This is a genomic window from Streptococcus sp. CF8_Ac1-9 (assembly GCF_024295565.1).
Classification (GTDB): domain Bacteria; phylum Bacillota; class Bacilli; order Lactobacillales; family Streptococcaceae; genus Streptococcus; species Streptococcus parasanguinis_X.
Genome location: NZ_JANCOY010000004.1, coordinates 78301 through 92586, shown reverse-complemented (window position 1 = coordinate 92586; position 14286 = coordinate 78301). Strand labels below are relative to the sequence as shown.

Annotated in this window: 14 protein-coding genes; all 14 read left to right on the top strand. The window is 41.7% G+C overall.

Going from position 1 to position 14286, the window contains the following annotated elements; translation table 11 throughout:
- The first annotated feature begins 41 nt into the window (after positions 1-41).
- The 14 genes from NML76_RS07580 (at position 42) to NML76_RS07515 (ending at position 14244) form a co-directional block, all read left to right on the top strand.
- On the top strand, positions 42-737 hold the full coding sequence (locus tag NML76_RS07580; protein ID WP_254733237.1) for a Wzz/FepE/Etk N-terminal domain-containing protein: 696 nt from the start codon (positions 42-44) through the stop codon (positions 735-737).
- A 12-nt stretch (positions 738-749) separates the two neighbouring features.
- Positions 750-1442 (top strand): tyrosine-protein kinase, encoded by a 693-nt coding sequence (locus tag NML76_RS07575; protein WP_021154082.1) that lies wholly within the window; start codon positions 750-752, stop codon positions 1440-1442.
- 19 nt (positions 1443-1461) lie between these two features.
- Positions 1462-2838 carry a sugar transferase gene (locus NML76_RS07570; protein WP_201087990.1) on the top strand — a complete coding sequence of 459 codons (1377 nt, stop codon included), beginning with the start codon at positions 1462-1464 and terminating at the stop codon, positions 2836-2838.
- A 3-nt stretch (positions 2839-2841) separates the two neighbouring features.
- Entirely contained in the window at positions 2842-3627 is a 786-nt protein-coding gene (locus NML76_RS07565; RefSeq protein WP_023919863.1) for a phosphorylcholine transferase LicD, read from the top strand.
- A gap of 20 nt (positions 3628-3647) precedes the next feature.
- Complete coding sequence (locus NML76_RS07560) at positions 3648-4370, top strand: WecB/TagA/CpsF family glycosyltransferase (RefSeq protein ID WP_176745555.1); 723 nt, start codon at positions 3648-3650, stop codon at positions 4368-4370.
- Positions 4345-5430 (top strand): glycosyltransferase family 4 protein, encoded by a 1086-nt coding sequence (locus NML76_RS07555; RefSeq protein ID WP_254733235.1) that lies wholly within the window; start codon positions 4345-4347, stop codon positions 5428-5430. The genes NML76_RS07560 and NML76_RS07555 overlap by 26 nt, the downstream gene beginning before the upstream one ends.
- On the top strand, positions 5427-6521 hold the full coding sequence (wecB, locus tag NML76_RS07550) for a non-hydrolyzing UDP-N-acetylglucosamine 2-epimerase (protein WP_254733233.1): 1095 nt from the start codon (positions 5427-5429) through the stop codon (positions 6519-6521). Before NML76_RS07555 ends, wecB begins: the two co-directional genes overlap by 4 nt.
- Positions 6521-7486, top strand: coding sequence for a glycosyltransferase family 2 protein (locus NML76_RS07545; protein ID WP_254733231.1), 966 nt, complete (start codon positions 6521-6523; stop codon positions 7484-7486). Before wecB ends, NML76_RS07545 begins: the two co-directional genes overlap by 1 nt.
- A 57-nt stretch (positions 7487-7543) precedes the next feature.
- Positions 7544-8251, top strand: a complete 708-nt coding sequence (locus NML76_RS07540) for a 2-C-methyl-D-erythritol 4-phosphate cytidylyltransferase (protein WP_049492592.1) — start codon at positions 7544-7546, stop codon at positions 8249-8251.
- A 1-nt stretch (position 8252) separates the two neighbouring features.
- The gene (locus NML76_RS07535) at positions 8253-9278 is read left to right on the top strand and encodes a zinc-binding dehydrogenase (protein ID WP_254733229.1); all 1026 of its coding nucleotides are present in this window, start codon (positions 8253-8255) and stop codon (positions 9276-9278) included.
- 6 nt (positions 9279-9284) lie between these two features.
- Positions 9285-10703, top strand: a complete 1419-nt coding sequence (locus NML76_RS07530; protein ID WP_254733227.1) for a flippase — start codon at positions 9285-9287, stop codon at positions 10701-10703.
- Between the two features lie 139 nt (positions 10704-10842).
- On the top strand, positions 10843-12000 hold the full coding sequence (locus NML76_RS07525; RefSeq protein WP_254733225.1) for a polysaccharide polymerase: 1158 nt from the start codon (positions 10843-10845) through the stop codon (positions 11998-12000).
- A gap of 78 nt (positions 12001-12078) precedes the next feature.
- Complete coding sequence (glf, locus tag NML76_RS07520) at positions 12079-13176, top strand: UDP-galactopyranose mutase (protein ID WP_117744805.1); 1098 nt, start codon at positions 12079-12081, stop codon at positions 13174-13176.
- Between the two features lie 15 nt (positions 13177-13191).
- Positions 13192-14244, top strand: a complete 1053-nt coding sequence (locus NML76_RS07515; protein WP_254733223.1) for a galactofuranosyltransferase — start codon at positions 13192-13194, stop codon at positions 14242-14244.
- Positions 14245-14286 lie beyond the last annotated feature (42 nt).

The window sequence follows — 14286 nt, the reverse complement described above, 5'->3', positions numbered from 1 at the left end:
GGAAACAGGTGGAGAGATCCACATGAAGGAGTAATTAGGAAATGAACAATCAAGAAAATCAAGCAGTGGAAATTGATGTTTTCGCTATGCTGAAGACCCTATGGAAACGCAAGTTTTCGATCGTTTTGGTCGCTCTTGTCTTTGCCATCGCAGCATTTGGCTACAGTGCCTTTTTAGCCAAGAAAGAATACCAAAGTACCAGCCGGATCTACGTGGTCAGTCGTCAAAACCAAGACAACAATGCCTTGACAAACTCTGATTTGCAGGCGGGTTCTTACTTGGTTAAGGACTACCGTGAAATCATTCTTTCTCAAAATGTCTTGAGCCAAGCCATCGAAGAATTGAAACTCGATATGACACCTGCTGAGTTGTCGAAAAAGATCAGTGTATCCGTTCCAACAGATACTCGTATCCTTTCGATTACGGCTAAGGACGGAAATCCAAAAGAGGCAGCTCGTATTGCCAATGGCCTTCGGAATGTAGCAGCTGAAAAGATCATTGCTGTGACCAAGGTGTCAGATGTTACGACCTTGGATGAAGCAGAAGTGCCTCAATCACCTTCTTCACCAAATATCCGACGCAATGTCCTTCTTGGCTTCATTGCTGGAGCAGGCCTCATGGTGGTTCTCATGGTCGTAGTAGAAGTCTTGGACGATCGTGTCAAGAGACCAGAAGATATCGAAGAGTTGATGGGCTTGACCCTACTTGGTGTTGTGCCAGATATTAAGAAACTGTAGACTGGGGATCGCATGAATACGTTAGAAATTTCAAAAAACAAATTACAAGAAATTCGGAAGGCAGAAGAGTACTTCAATGCCCTTGCGACGAATATCCAATTGAGTGGGGTGGACTTGAAAGTCATCGCTATCTCATCTGTTCAAGAAAATGAAGGAAAATCAACCACTTCAACCAACTTGGCCGTTGCCTTTGCGCGTGCGGGTTACAAGACCCTCTTGGTCGACTGTGATATCCGGAACTCTGTCATGACAGGGATTTTCCGTAGTCGGGATAAGATCCAAGGCTTGACTGACTTCTTATCTGGTCGTAGCCAATTGGACCAAATCTTGTATGCGACTGATTTTCCAAACTTGGATATCATCGAGTCTGGACAGGTCGCGCCAAACCCAACAGGTCTCTTGCAAAGCAAGAACTTCACTGTGATGATGGATGCCTTGCGTGAGCATTTTGACTACATCATTGTCGATACGCCTCCAATCGGGGTCGTGATCGATGCGGCCATTATCGCCCAACGCTGTGATGGAACTGTCTTGATCACAGAATCTGGTGCCAATGGACGCAAGGCTGTCCAAAAGGCCAAGGACCAATTAGAACAAACAGGCACACCTTTCTTAGGAGTAGTGCTCAATAAATTTAACATTAAAGCTGCTGAGTATGGTTCATACGGTGGGTATGGATCTTACGGAGAGTACGGGAAAAAGTAAAGAATAGGATTGAGGGAAAATGGGAGAAGAAAGAATTGAACTGGAAAAACTAAATATTGTTCTCTTTCAAAGTTTAGCTGTCCTATTTTCAGCTTACATTGTGAGTCTTTTTAAGAATGCAGAATACACGTCACAGACGATCGCCATTCTCTATCTCTTGCATTTTGTAGCCTTTTACATTAGCAATATTGCCTATCGTTTTTATAGCAGAGGCTATCTAGATGAGCTCTTTCAGGTCTTGAAATACAACGTATTTTTCGCTGTTGGGATCACCTTTACCTCTTTTATGCTCGATGGGGTCTTTTCCATCTCTCGTCGGGGGATGATCTACTTCTTTCTTTTCAATACGTTTTCCGTCTATATCATGGATCTCTTGCTCAAGAGATACCGGAAGTCTGTTTCACCACGACGGAAAAGTTCGCGAAAGATTTTCTTGATCACAGCGACCAGTCGGATGGAAAAGGTATTTGATATTCTGCATTCGCCTAGCCTTTATCATGGGGAACTGATCGGTGTCACCGTCATGGACGATACGGATTTTGCTCATTCGGGTGTACGGGTGGTGCATCCAGATCAAATGATGAACTTTGTGACCAAGGAAGTGGTGGATGAAGTGTTTATTAATCTGCCAAGTGAGGACTACAATATTAGTGACTTCGTCTCGGAGTTTGAGAGTATGGGGATCGATGTATCGGTTAATCTCAATGCCTTTAACTTCGCTTCCTTGGGTAATAAACGGGTTCGAGAAGTCGGGGGACTAAGTGTCGTCACTTTCTCAACCAATTTTTACAAGCCGAGTCACGTCTTTGCTAAACGTCTCTTGGATATTGCGGGAGCCCTCTTTGGTCTCTTGATTTGTGGACTAGTGAGTATCGTTTTGGTCCCTCTAATCCGTAAAGATGGCGGCCCTGCCTTCTTTGTACAGAAGCGGGTCGGAAAGAACGGACGGTATTTCAACTTCTATAAATTCCGCTCCATGCGCGTGGATGCCGAAGAGATTAAAAAAGATCTCATGGCACAAAATACCATGACTGGTGGCATGTTTAAGATGGAAAACGATCCACGGGTAACCCCAATCGGACGCTTTATCCGTAAGACCAGTCTGGATGAATTGCCACAATTTTACAATGTGTTGATCGGTGATATGAGTCTAGTCGGAACTCGTCCTCCAACGGTAGACGAATACCAAGACTATACGCCAGCCCAAAAACGCCGACTCAGTTTCAAGCCAGGGATTACAGGCCTTTGGCAAGTGAGCGGACGCAGTGAGATTACAGATTTTGACGAAGTGGTCAAACTCGACGTTGCGTATATGGATGGTTGGACGATCTGGAGAGATATTCAGATCCTGCTCAAGACCGTGAAGGTTGTACTTAGAAAAGAAGGAGCGAAGTAGGCTGTGAGTAAAGTTAGACAGATTCAATTAGGAGAACTATCCTTATTAGAAAAGTATATTGAGATTTGCACAAAACACAATCTTCGATACTATGCTTTAGGGGGCACTTTATTGGGAGCTATTCGTCACAAGGGCTTTATTCCTTGGGATGACGATATGGATTTGGGCATGCCTAGAAAAGACTATGAAAAATTTCTGGAAATTTGCCAAAACGAATTACCAAGCAATGTCATCTTGAGAATCCATGATGATAATTTAGGCAATACATCTATCATGGATACCTCACTTCAAATTGAATTTGGTGGGGTTGTGTGTAGTCCTTTTATCGATGTGTTTCCTTTAGATGGTTACCCATCAGATGGCTTCCACTATTTCTTGCACACCAATAAAATTAAGTATTACCGTGCCCTTTCCAAAATATCTGTCATCAATCGATTGCACAATCGCGACCGAGGTTTCTTTGAAAATTCAATTGTGAAGGTTTCTAAGATCCTTCACCTAGACAAATTACTAAATACTGAAAAAATCAATCAAAAGTTACAAAATACGATTAAAAAATATGACTTTGAGACAAGTGATCTCGTGGGAAATGTCTTAGGATCCTATCGCGAGAGAGAATTGGCCTACAAAGAGGTATTTGGGGAGCCACAACTCCTTGATTTTGAAACTATTAAAATCAGTGGTCATGCTGATCCGGATGCTTATTTGACAAAGATCTATGGCGATTATATGAAGTTGCCTGAAGAATCAGAGCAAAAAGGTCACTTTGAATCCACTTGGGGAGAATAAGCTTGAAAAGTTTTACAATGATGGGGGTCAGAATTGACCCTTTAACAATGGCAGAAACCGTTGCTGCTACAGAAAAATTTGTACGAGATAAAAAACCACTCCATTTGATGGGGGTCAACGCAGATAAGCTCAATCAGTGTGCGACAGACGAAGCCATCAAGAAGATAGTTAATGAATCTGAAATCATTAATGCAGACGGTGCTTCTGTTGTTCTCGCAGCGCGCTATTTGGGCTATTCTGTACCAGAGCGCGTGGCAGGCATTGATTTGATGCAGGAATTGCTCCATTTGGCCAATGAAAAAGGCTACTCTGTCTACTTCTTCGGGGCAAAAGAGGAAGTCTTGACAGATATGTTAACTATCTTTAAAAAGGATTATCCGAATCTCCGAGTAGTGGGGCATCGCAATGGCTATTTCTCTGCTGAAGAGGAAGAGGCTATTCAAGAAGATATTCGTGAGAAGAATCCAGATTTTGTCTTTGTCGGCATTACCTCTCCTAAAAAAGAGTACTTGATCCAGAAGTTTATGGACAATGGAGTCAACTCTGTCTTTATGGGAGTGGGAGGAAGCTTTGATGTCCTTTCAGGACATATCAAGCGGGCACCTATGTGGATGCAAAAGGCCAATCTGGAATGGTTGTTCCGTGTGGCCAATGAACCAAAACGCCTCTTTAAGCGCTATTTTGTAGGAAATGCCACTTTTATTAAGAGAGTAGTACATGAAAAACGGAAAGCAAAAAAATAATATTCTGCACATTTCGCGGACCATGGATATCGGTGGGGCAGAGCGCATTGTCTATCAGTTGGCGACAGACCTCAAGGATGAATTTGACCAGGTTCATGTTGCGTCTACTGGTGGATTGTGGGAAGAAAAACTAGCAGAGAATGGGATTCAACACCATCGGATTCTAGATGTCGATAGCAAACAGCCAGCTACTGTCCTCAAGATTCTTGCTAGTCTTTCCAAGATCATCAAAGAAAATGAGATCACTATTGTTCACACCCATCACCGGATGGCTGCTTTCTATATTCGTTTGCTGCAGATGCGCCATCCAAAATTGATCCATGTCTATACAGCCCATAATGTTTTCAAGGATAAATTACCACTTTATAAATTCGCCCTAGGAAAGGCTCGAACGGTTGCTGTCAGTCAAGCTGTCCAGGGAAATATCCTTAATGATGTAGGGTCAAAAAACTCTATTGTGATTTATAATGGAGTGAAAATGAAACAAAGTGAGCATACAGTAAATGAAATTACTCAGTGTGACGGTATCAAAATAGGCTGTATCGCTCGCCTGTCCGAACAAAAAGGGTTACCCTATCTGATCCAAGCCATGTCACTTGTGACAAATCCAAGTGTATCCTTGTTTCTTATCGGTGACGGAGAATTAAAAAATGATTTGATAAATCAAACAAAAGAGTTGAATCTGGAAGAAAGAATTCATTTTTTGGGCTATCGGAGCGACGTGGTAGAGTGTATCAATAGCTTTGACTTTTGTGTTCTTCCATCGATTTTTGAAGGATTTGGATTGGTTGCAATCGAGGCCTTTATGAACGGCAAAACGATGATTGCAACAGATATTCCAGGTGTGAACGAAGTAGTGAATTCTGAGAATGGGCTCCTCGTCCCAGCTGAGGATCCGCAAGCCTTAGCTCAAGCAATTAAAAAATTGGCAGAGAATCCTGAGGAAAGAGCCTCTTTAGCTGCTCAAGCAAAGAGAGATTATGATAACAAGTTTAGCTATCCGATCTTTTTAAACAACTATCGCAACTTTTACCAATCGATGAAGAAGGGTTCAAAATGAAAAAAGTAATGTTAGTGTTTGGGACGCGTCCAGAAGCCATTAAAATGTGTCCTTTGGTCAATGAACTCAAACAACACGATACCATTGAAACCGTAGTCTGTGTAACAGGGCAGCACAAGGAAATGCTGGACCAAGTGTTAGACGTTTTTCGTGTTGTTCCAGACTATAATCTAGGCATTATGAAGGCCAATCAAACATTATTTACCATCACGACCTCTATCTTGGAAAAAATCCAACCGGTATTAGAAGAGGAAAAACCTGATATTGTCCTCGTCCATGGGGATACCACAACCACCTTTGCAACAGCTTTGGCGGCCTTTTATATGGGCATCAAAGTAGGGCATGTGGAAGCAGGTCTTCGGACTTACAATCTTCAAAGCCCATATCCTGAAGAGTTTAACCGTCAAGCTACTTCTATAGTGGCAGATTACAATTTTGCTCCAACCCAGGTTTCAAAAGAGAATCTTCAAAAAGAAGGACGGACCAATATTTTCGTTACAGGAAATACCGTTATTGATGCCTTAAAAACTACAGTCCAAGAAGACTACGACCACCCTATATTGGAATGGGCAAAAGGAAGCAAGCTCATCATGTTGACGGCCCACCGTCGCGAGAATCTTGGAGAACCTATGGAGCACATGTTCCGTGCGGTCAACCGGATTTTAGAAGAGTTTGAAGATGTCAAGGTGGTCTATCCTATTCACAAAAATCCAAAAGTCAGAGAATTAGCTTGCAAGATTTTTGGAGAGAATGAGCGAATGAAAATCATTGAGCCTTTGGAAGTGATTGATTTTCATAATTTCATGAACCAAAGCTATATGATCTTGACAGACTCAGGTGGTGTCCAAGAAGAAGCACCTTCTTTAGGAAAACCCGTCCTTGTCATGCGTGATACGACAGAGCGTCCAGAAGGTGTGGCTGCAGGAACTTTGAAATTGGTCGGAACAGAAGAAGAAAACATCTATCGCAACTTCAAGCTCCTTCTGGAAGACCAAGATGAATACGAGAAGATGAGCCAGGCAAGTAATCCTTATGGGGATGGAACGGCTTGTCAACAGATTGTAGAAATTATCATGAAGGGATTAGCATAATGGAAAAGGTTTCGATTGTCATACCGGTCTATAATGTCGAGGAGTATTTACAGTATAGTGTCGGTAGTCTTAGACAACAGACCTATTCAAATATTGAAATCATCCTAGTCGATGATGGATCGACTGATCGATCAGGAGAAATTTGTGACCAGTATGCTCAGGAAGATGACCGTATTCGAGTGCTCCATCTTCAAAATGGAGGATTGTCTAATGCTCGAAATACAGGAGTGAAAGCTGCGACAACTGACTGGATTATCTTCCTTGATTCAGATGATTATTATGACATTAGAACAGTCGAATATTTGGTTGGCTTAAAAGAACAGTATAAAGTTGACCTTGTATCGACACCGGTTATTGAAGTCAGAAATCATGAGGACAAAGATTTTTCAGGAGATCTAAATGAAAAAAGTTCAAGGAAATTAGATCGTCATACAGCCCTCAAAGAAATGTTCTATGGTCACCACGTTGGGACCCATTCAGGAGGTAAACTCTACAAGAAAGAGATCTTACTCCAACATCCCTATCCAGAAGGAATGATTTATGAAGATTTGGCTGTTGCTTATGAACATATTGCTTGTTGTGAGGAAATTGCAGTTAGCGATCTAAATCTTTATAAATACTATCGAAGACCAGGGAGTATCGTCAATTCTTCTTATAGCGATCGGCTCTTGGATTTCTACAAGGCCATGGAATGGAACAGAGCCTATGTCGAGAGAGACTATCCTGATGATCCGGAAATGAAAAAAGCGCTCAATACCCGCTATGTCTTTAATGGCTTGCATGTGGTCCATGCTATGCTGGGTTCTCATATGTATGATCAGGTTAACAAAATTCGCAAAGAGTATCGTCGCTATTGGAAAGATATTCTAATCAATTCACATATTACAAGAAAAAATAAACTCAAATACCTTCTTTTGCTCCTTTCTCCTCATTTGTATCAAAAGGTGAGAGCAAAACTAGGCTAGATTGCTAAATAGCCATGTTCTAGAGAAGGAAAAAGAGACAACATCAGGAGGTTTAGGATGATTTATGCAGGGATTTTAGCAGGTGGAACAGGCTCACGGATGGGGATTACGGATATGCCCAAACAATTTTTGGATTTGGGTGGACGTCCTATTTTAATCCACACGGTTGAGAAGTTCTTATTGGTCCATGAGATTCAAAAGATTGTATTGGGGATTCATCCGGACTGGGTGACCTATACGGAAGATCTGGTCGACAAGTACTTGGCTTCTTATAAGGATCGGATCTTGGTTGTAGAGGGAGGAAGTGACCGCAACTCTACCATCGAAAACATCATCCTGGCTATCGATGAGCTGCAGCCTTTGACAGAAGAGGATATTATCGTCACCCATGATTCGGTTCGCCCTTTTGTTAGCCTAAAAACTATCCAAGAAAACATTGAACTAGCCAAGAGCCATGATGTTGTAGATACAGTGGTCGAAGCGACCGATACCATTGTTCAAAGCTTGGACAATACTTTTATCACGGATATCCCTGAACGCCAATACCTCTATCAGGGTCAAACCCCTCAAACCTTCAAAATGAAAGACTTTCTTGCCTTGTACCATGATTTGAGTGATCAGCAAAAAGAAGTCTTGACAGATGCCTGCAAGATCTTTGTCATCAATGGTAAAAAAGTTGCTCTTGCTAAAGGGGAATATTCCAATATTAAAATTACGACGATTACAGATTTGAAAATTGCACGCGGTATGATTGAGGACAATTAATATGTTGAACCAAATCTTTCAGCTGACCCAGCCGAAAAATATTACCATCAAATACCAAGAAGAAGACATGAGCCGTGAAGACAAGGTGTTAATACGCCCCTATTACATGGCTATTTGTCATGCGGACCAACGTTACTATCAAGGAAAACGGGATCCTAAGGTGCTTAAAAAGAAATTACCCATGGCCCTGATCCATGAGTCATCTGGTATCGTGGTAGCGGATCCTACGGGAACCTATCAACCAGGACAGATTGTGGCTATGGTTCCCAATCAACCTCCTCATCAAACAGAGGGTGTCTTCTTTGAAAATTATATGGAGGGGACGCACTTCTTGTCTAGTGGCTTTAATGGCTTTATGCAGGAAGTCGTTGCCTTACCGCTGGATCGTGTAGTGGCTTACCCAGAGGAAGTTCGGGGTCCAGTCACAGCTTTAGCAGAATTTAGTAGTGTTGCCATGCATGCTATTCATCGCTTTGATCTCATTGCCCATCAACGAAGAGAGTCCGTTTTGATTTTAGGAGATGGGAGTCTTTCATATGTGGTTGCGACTTCTTTGCACTATCTTTATCCAGATTTGAAGATAACTGTAGTTGGGCGCAACAATGATAAACTGCAATTGTTTAATTTCATTCATCAAGCCATTTTAACCAGCGAGTTGACAGACGATCAACGGTTTGACCACGCCTTTGAGTGTACTGGTGGTCAAGGAAGCGAACCAGCCATCAATGATATTATTGATCATATCAAACCCCAAGGAACCGTGATGTTAATGGGGGTTAGTGATAACCGGGTCGCGGTTAATACAAGAGATGTTCTTGAAAAGGGATTGACTTTTGTGGGGTCTTCTCGCTCAGGTCGTGAGGATTTTGAGCGGGCTGTAGAGATGCTGGCTAATCGTCGGGTTCAAAGTCGTTTGAAAAACATTATCCACGTTGATGGAGAAGTTCAAACCATTCCAGATATTCATCGAGCTTTTGCGACGGATTTGATCACACCGTTTAAAACGGTCTTCAAGTGGGGATTGTAGACAGTCATGAAAGTGTTAAAAAATTACGCCTATAATCTCTCCTACCAGTTGCTGGTGATCATCTTGCCGATTATTACCACTCCGTATGTGACACGGGTCTTTAGCTCGAATGACTTAGGAACCTATGGTTATTTCAACTCCATCGTCACCTATTTTATCCTTTTGGCGACCTTGGGAGTGGCTAACTATGGAACCAAGGAGATCTCAGGACACCGCAAAGACATCCAAAAGAATTTCTGGGGGATTTATACCCTCCAGTTAGGAGCGACCTTTGTGTCCATCCTACTCTATGTCTTGCTGTGCTTGGCGCTTCCTTCTATGCAAAACCCTGTGGCCTATATCTTAGGGCTCAGTTTGGTTTCAAAGGGACTCGACATCTCCTGGCTCTTTCAGGGATTAGAGGATTTTCGTAAGATTACCGTTCGAAATATCACGGTCAAACTGGTTGGAGTCATCTCCATCTTCTTGTTTGTCAAATCTGCCAATGATTTGTATCTCTATGTATTCTTACTCACTATCTTTGAGCTCTTAGGTCAGCTCAGCATGTGGCTACCCGCTCGTGAATTCATTGGGAAAGCCCATTTTGATATGGCCTATGCACGGGTACATTTGAAACCGGTCATTCTGCTCTTTTTACCGCAGATTGCTATTTCCCTCTATGTCACCTTGGATCGGACTATGCTGGGGGCTCTCGCCTCTACAAAGGATGTAGGAATTTATGACCAGGCCTTGAAATTGGTTAATATTTTGCTAACCCTTGTGACGTCTTTAGGAAGTGTCATGCTTCCGCGCGTGGCGAGTCTCTTGGCTTCAGGAGACCACAAGGCTGTTAATAAGATGCACCAAATGTCCTTTTTGATCTATAATTTGGTCATCTTCCCAATCATCGCGGGTATGCTGATCGTCAACGATGACTTTGTTCGATTCTTCTTAGGGAAGGACTTCCAAGATGCTCGCTATGCCATCGCTATCATGATCTTCCGTATGTTCTTCATCGGATGGACCAATATCATGGGGATTCAAATTCTCATCCCGCATGATAAGAACAAAGAATTTATGCTGTCAACTACGATTCCTGCTATCGTCAGTGTCGGGTTGAATGTGCTCTTCTTACCTCATTTTGGTTTTATCGGTGCAGCCATTGTATCCGTTCTGACAGAGTCACTGGTATGGTTCATTCAATTGTACTATACCCGTCATTACCTCAAGGAAGTTCCAATTATCGGGTCTATGACAAAAATTATTTTTGCATCTGCTGTGATGTATGGCCTCTTGCTCCTTATAAAACCATTCCTACATTTCACCCCTACTCTGAATGTACTCGTGTATGCGGTGCTTGGTGGGATCATTTATCTGATCGCTATCCTATCTCTGAGAGTGGTAGATGTGAAAGAATTAAAACAACAATTTTTAAATAAACAGTAGAGAGTAGAAAGGAAGGATATGAATTTTTAAGTAAACAAAATCTTTAGAAAAGAATGCTATAGCAGGGGTGTTCCCTAAGCAGGCATTCCAATCTAGACAGAATGAGCTTTTCTTTAAAAATTCTTTATCAGGTAATTTAATGATAAAAATGAAATTTGACGATCTACTGGTTGGTTTTGTCGTCTCGATTGTGATCTTCTTTAATACAATATCCACTACGATGTTAAATAAGGGCTTTTTGCATGTTGGTGCTAGCTCCCTCATAGTGGTTGTAGCTCTCTTATTGCTTCGTTTTTTTAATAAAATCTCGATTCCCTATCATTATCTAATCTTGTCTGCCATATTATTGATGGTAGCTGTTATGGTTTATTTCAAGACGGATAAGTTAAATTTCTTAGTTTATTCTCTCTTAATGATTTTGCTGGTCAATGCGGATAGGAAAGTCATTTTAAAAACTTATGTAGGTGTTGCAGGTACGATTGTCCTTACAGTATTTCTATTGTCACTGTTAAAGGTAGTTCCAAACTTACAATATAGTCGGGGTGCTGTTATCCGTAATTCATTTGGATTTATCTATCCAACAGATTTTGCAGCCCATTGTTTCTACCTTTATGTCGCAATCTCCTATTTGCTAAAAGATCGGTATATTGGCTTACGATCTCTGAGTGGTGTTCTTCTAGCTCTCTTTATTATCAAGTTCTGTGACGCTCGTATGAATGCGATCTCGCTTTTGGTTGCTGTCTTGCTCTTTCTCTTCTTTTATTTTACAAAAGAGAAAAAGTTGAAGTTGTATCACTTGTTGCCCTATTCGATCATCCTTTTTTCAAGCGGAATGATCTACTTGACCTATCATTTCTCATGGTCATCTCCACTTTATGTTCAAATTAATCAATTCATTACAGGTCGGTTAGCCCTGGGTAAAAATGCTTTTAATTTATACCCATTGAATTGGTTCGGAACAAGAGAGGTTCAGTTTATTGGATCCGGAGGAAGCACAGAGTCTGTCCTCAATTATAATTATGTCGATTCGTCTTATGTTCAGATGTTATTTACATATGGTATCGTACCGGTTGCTTTATTAGTCGGTATTTATGTCATTGTTTCAAAATATGAATTCAAGAAGGGGCGTTATTTATTTGTTGCAATTTTGTCCCTCATTGCGATTAACTGTATGATTGAAGCATTTTGGTTTGTACCGACTTATAACATCTTTATGTTCACACTCTTTGCGACAGAAGTTGTCAAGAAAAAGCCGGCCAATTTCCTCTCTTATGGTGAGGAAATTGGGGGGATTTGAAGATCTAATCTATAGCTATGAGTCTATGATACAGCTGAGAGCTTAGATATATTTTAAAACAGAAAAATGGAGTCTACTATGTACGATTATCTGATTGTTGGTGCTGGTTTGTCTGGAGCCATTTTCGCACATGAAGCTACTAAACGTGGTAAAAAAGTAAAAGTGATTGACAAGCGAGATCACATCGGTGGAAATATCTACTGCGAGGAGGTTGAAGGCATTAACGTCCATAAGTACGGTGCCCACATTTTCCATACCTCCAACAAAAAAGTGTGGGACTATGTCAACCAATTCGCTGAATTCAACAACTATATCAACTCACCAGTAGCTAACTACAAGGGCAGTCTGTACAATCTTCCCTTTAACATGAATACCTTCTACGCTATGTGGGGCACTAAGACTCCTCAAGAAGTTAAGGACAAGATTGCTGAGCAAACGGCTGATATGAAAGACGTTGAGCCGAAGAACTTGGAAGAACAAGCTATCAAATTGATCGGTCCAGATATCTACGAAAAGTTGATTAAGGGCTACACTGAAAAACAATGGGGACGTTCTGCCACAGACCTTCCACCATTTATCATCAAACGTCTTCCAGTTCGTTTGACCTTTGATAACAACTACTTTAATGACCGTTACCAAGGAATTCCAATCGGTGGTTACAACGTCATCATTGAAAACATGTTGGGTGATGTAGAGGTAGAACTTGGCGTTGACTTCTTTGCCAATCGTGAAGAGCTTGAAGCTTCAGCGGATAAAGTTGTCTTTACAGGAATGATTGACCAGTATTTTGATTACAAACATGGTGAGTTGGAGTATCGCAGTCTTCGTTTTGAGCACGAAGTCTTGGATGAGGAAAACCATCAAGGGAATGCGGTGGTCAACTACACAGAGCGTGAGATTCCTTATACTCGGATCATTGAGCATAAGCACTTTGAGTATGGTACACAACCGAAGACAGTTATCACACGTGAATACCCAGCTGATTGGAAACGTGGGGATGAACCCTACTACCCAATCAATGATGAAAAGAACAACGCTATGTTTGCCAAGTACCAAGAAGAAGCAGCCAAAAATGACAAGGTCATTTTCTGTGGACGTTTGGCAGACTATAAATACTACGACATGCACGTGGTTATTGAGCGTGCTCTAGAAGTCGTAGCAAATGAGTTTGATTGAAAGAAACCATAATCTATGAAATACTACTTAAAAGAAGAATTCCTGCATGATGTCAACGCAAAGAACGCAGGAAATAAAGCACGCAATGACGTAGAAAGTATTGTGAAAGAAGAAGGCTATCATCCTTTGGTCCTTTCTGTCGACAATTGGTATCAGATGAGTACCCTTGCGGCTCAACGCCATAAGGCAAAGGCTTTTGGTCAAGCCTTGGATCAACTAAAGCAAGGAGATGAGTTGCTGATCCAGTTTCCAATGCTTCACCATAGTTTTTTCTCAACCCATTTGGTTAAAAAAGCACAAAAAAGAGGGATTAAAGTCTATCTCTTGATTCATGACCTAGAAGTGCTTCGCCATGCCAACATGACGTCACTACCTTTAAAACACAGAATTCGGATGTACCTTCAAGAAGCAAGTTTTCTCAAAGCAGCTGATGGGATCATCGCCCACAATCCGGTTATGAAATCTGTCTTGGTGGATAAAGGAATTGCGGAAGATAAGATTGTCAGCCTTGGCATTTTCGACTATTTGATTCCAAATTTCCAAGAGAAAAGTGGCCAAACAAAAGACCAGCCGATGATTGTGGCAGGTAATTTGGCCCAGGAAAAAGCTGGTTATCTCTATGCTCTGCCTGCACAACCTGCCTATAATCTCTATGGTGTTGGTTTTGATGAGAGTAGAGCTTTAGAGAATGAAACTTACTTTGGCTCCTTCCTACCGGATGAGCTTCCTGCAGCCCTTGAGGGTGGTTTTGGACTGGTCTGGGATGGGGATAGCGCGGAAACCTGTAGTGGTGTCTTTGGCGAGTACCTTCGCTACAACAACTCTCACAAGGCGTCGCTTTATCTAGCATCGGGCTTCCCGCTTGTAGTGTGGAAACAGTCAGCCTTATCTCACTTTGTGCTTGAGAAGGGCTGTGGGATTGCAGTAGAGTCGCTTCATGACTTGAAGGAGACAATCGACAATCTTTCAGATGCCGATTACCAAGATTTGGTAGACAATACCAAGCGTGTTGGCCAAGAAATCCGAGATGGTCACTACTTAAAGACGGCCTTAAAGCGTTTAGCATAAGATCAAAAGAAGTCAGACGGACTTCTTTTTTTAGTTTTTTAA

What these genes read in the sequence shown, in the direction of transcription:
- NML76_RS07525 (WP_254733225.1), top strand. Translation starts at nt 10,843, where the DNA reads ATGATAAAAATGAAATTTGACGATCTACTGGTTGGTTTTGTCGTCTCG.
- NML76_RS07575 (WP_021154082.1), top strand. Translation starts at nt 750, where the DNA reads ATGAATACGTTAGAAATTTCAAAAAACAAATTACAAGAAATTCGGAAG.
- NML76_RS07530 (WP_254733227.1), top strand. Translation starts at nt 9,285, where the DNA reads ATGAAAGTGTTAAAAAATTACGCCTATAATCTCTCCTACCAGTTGCTG.
- NML76_RS07555 (WP_254733235.1), top strand. Translation starts at nt 4,345, where the DNA reads ATGAAAAACGGAAAGCAAAAAAATAATATTCTGCACATTTCGCGGACC.
- wecB (WP_254733233.1), top strand. Translation starts at nt 5,427, where the DNA reads ATGAAAAAAGTAATGTTAGTGTTTGGGACGCGTCCAGAAGCCATTAAA.
- NML76_RS07540 (WP_049492592.1), top strand. Translation starts at nt 7,544, where the DNA reads ATGATTTATGCAGGGATTTTAGCAGGTGGAACAGGCTCACGGATGGGG.
- NML76_RS07545 (WP_254733231.1), top strand. Translation starts at nt 6,521, where the DNA reads ATGGAAAAGGTTTCGATTGTCATACCGGTCTATAATGTCGAGGAGTAT.
- glf (WP_117744805.1), top strand. Translation starts at nt 12,079, where the DNA reads ATGTACGATTATCTGATTGTTGGTGCTGGTTTGTCTGGAGCCATTTTC.
- NML76_RS07580 (WP_254733237.1), top strand. Translation starts at nt 42, where the DNA reads ATGAACAATCAAGAAAATCAAGCAGTGGAAATTGATGTTTTCGCTATG.
- NML76_RS07515 (WP_254733223.1), top strand. Translation starts at nt 13,192, where the DNA reads ATGAAATACTACTTAAAAGAAGAATTCCTGCATGATGTCAACGCAAAG.
- NML76_RS07570 (WP_201087990.1), top strand. Translation starts at nt 1,462, where the DNA reads ATGGGAGAAGAAAGAATTGAACTGGAAAAACTAAATATTGTTCTCTTT.
- NML76_RS07560 (WP_176745555.1), top strand. Translation starts at nt 3,648, where the DNA reads ATGGGGGTCAGAATTGACCCTTTAACAATGGCAGAAACCGTTGCTGCT.
- NML76_RS07535 (WP_254733229.1), top strand. Translation starts at nt 8,253, where the DNA reads ATGTTGAACCAAATCTTTCAGCTGACCCAGCCGAAAAATATTACCATC.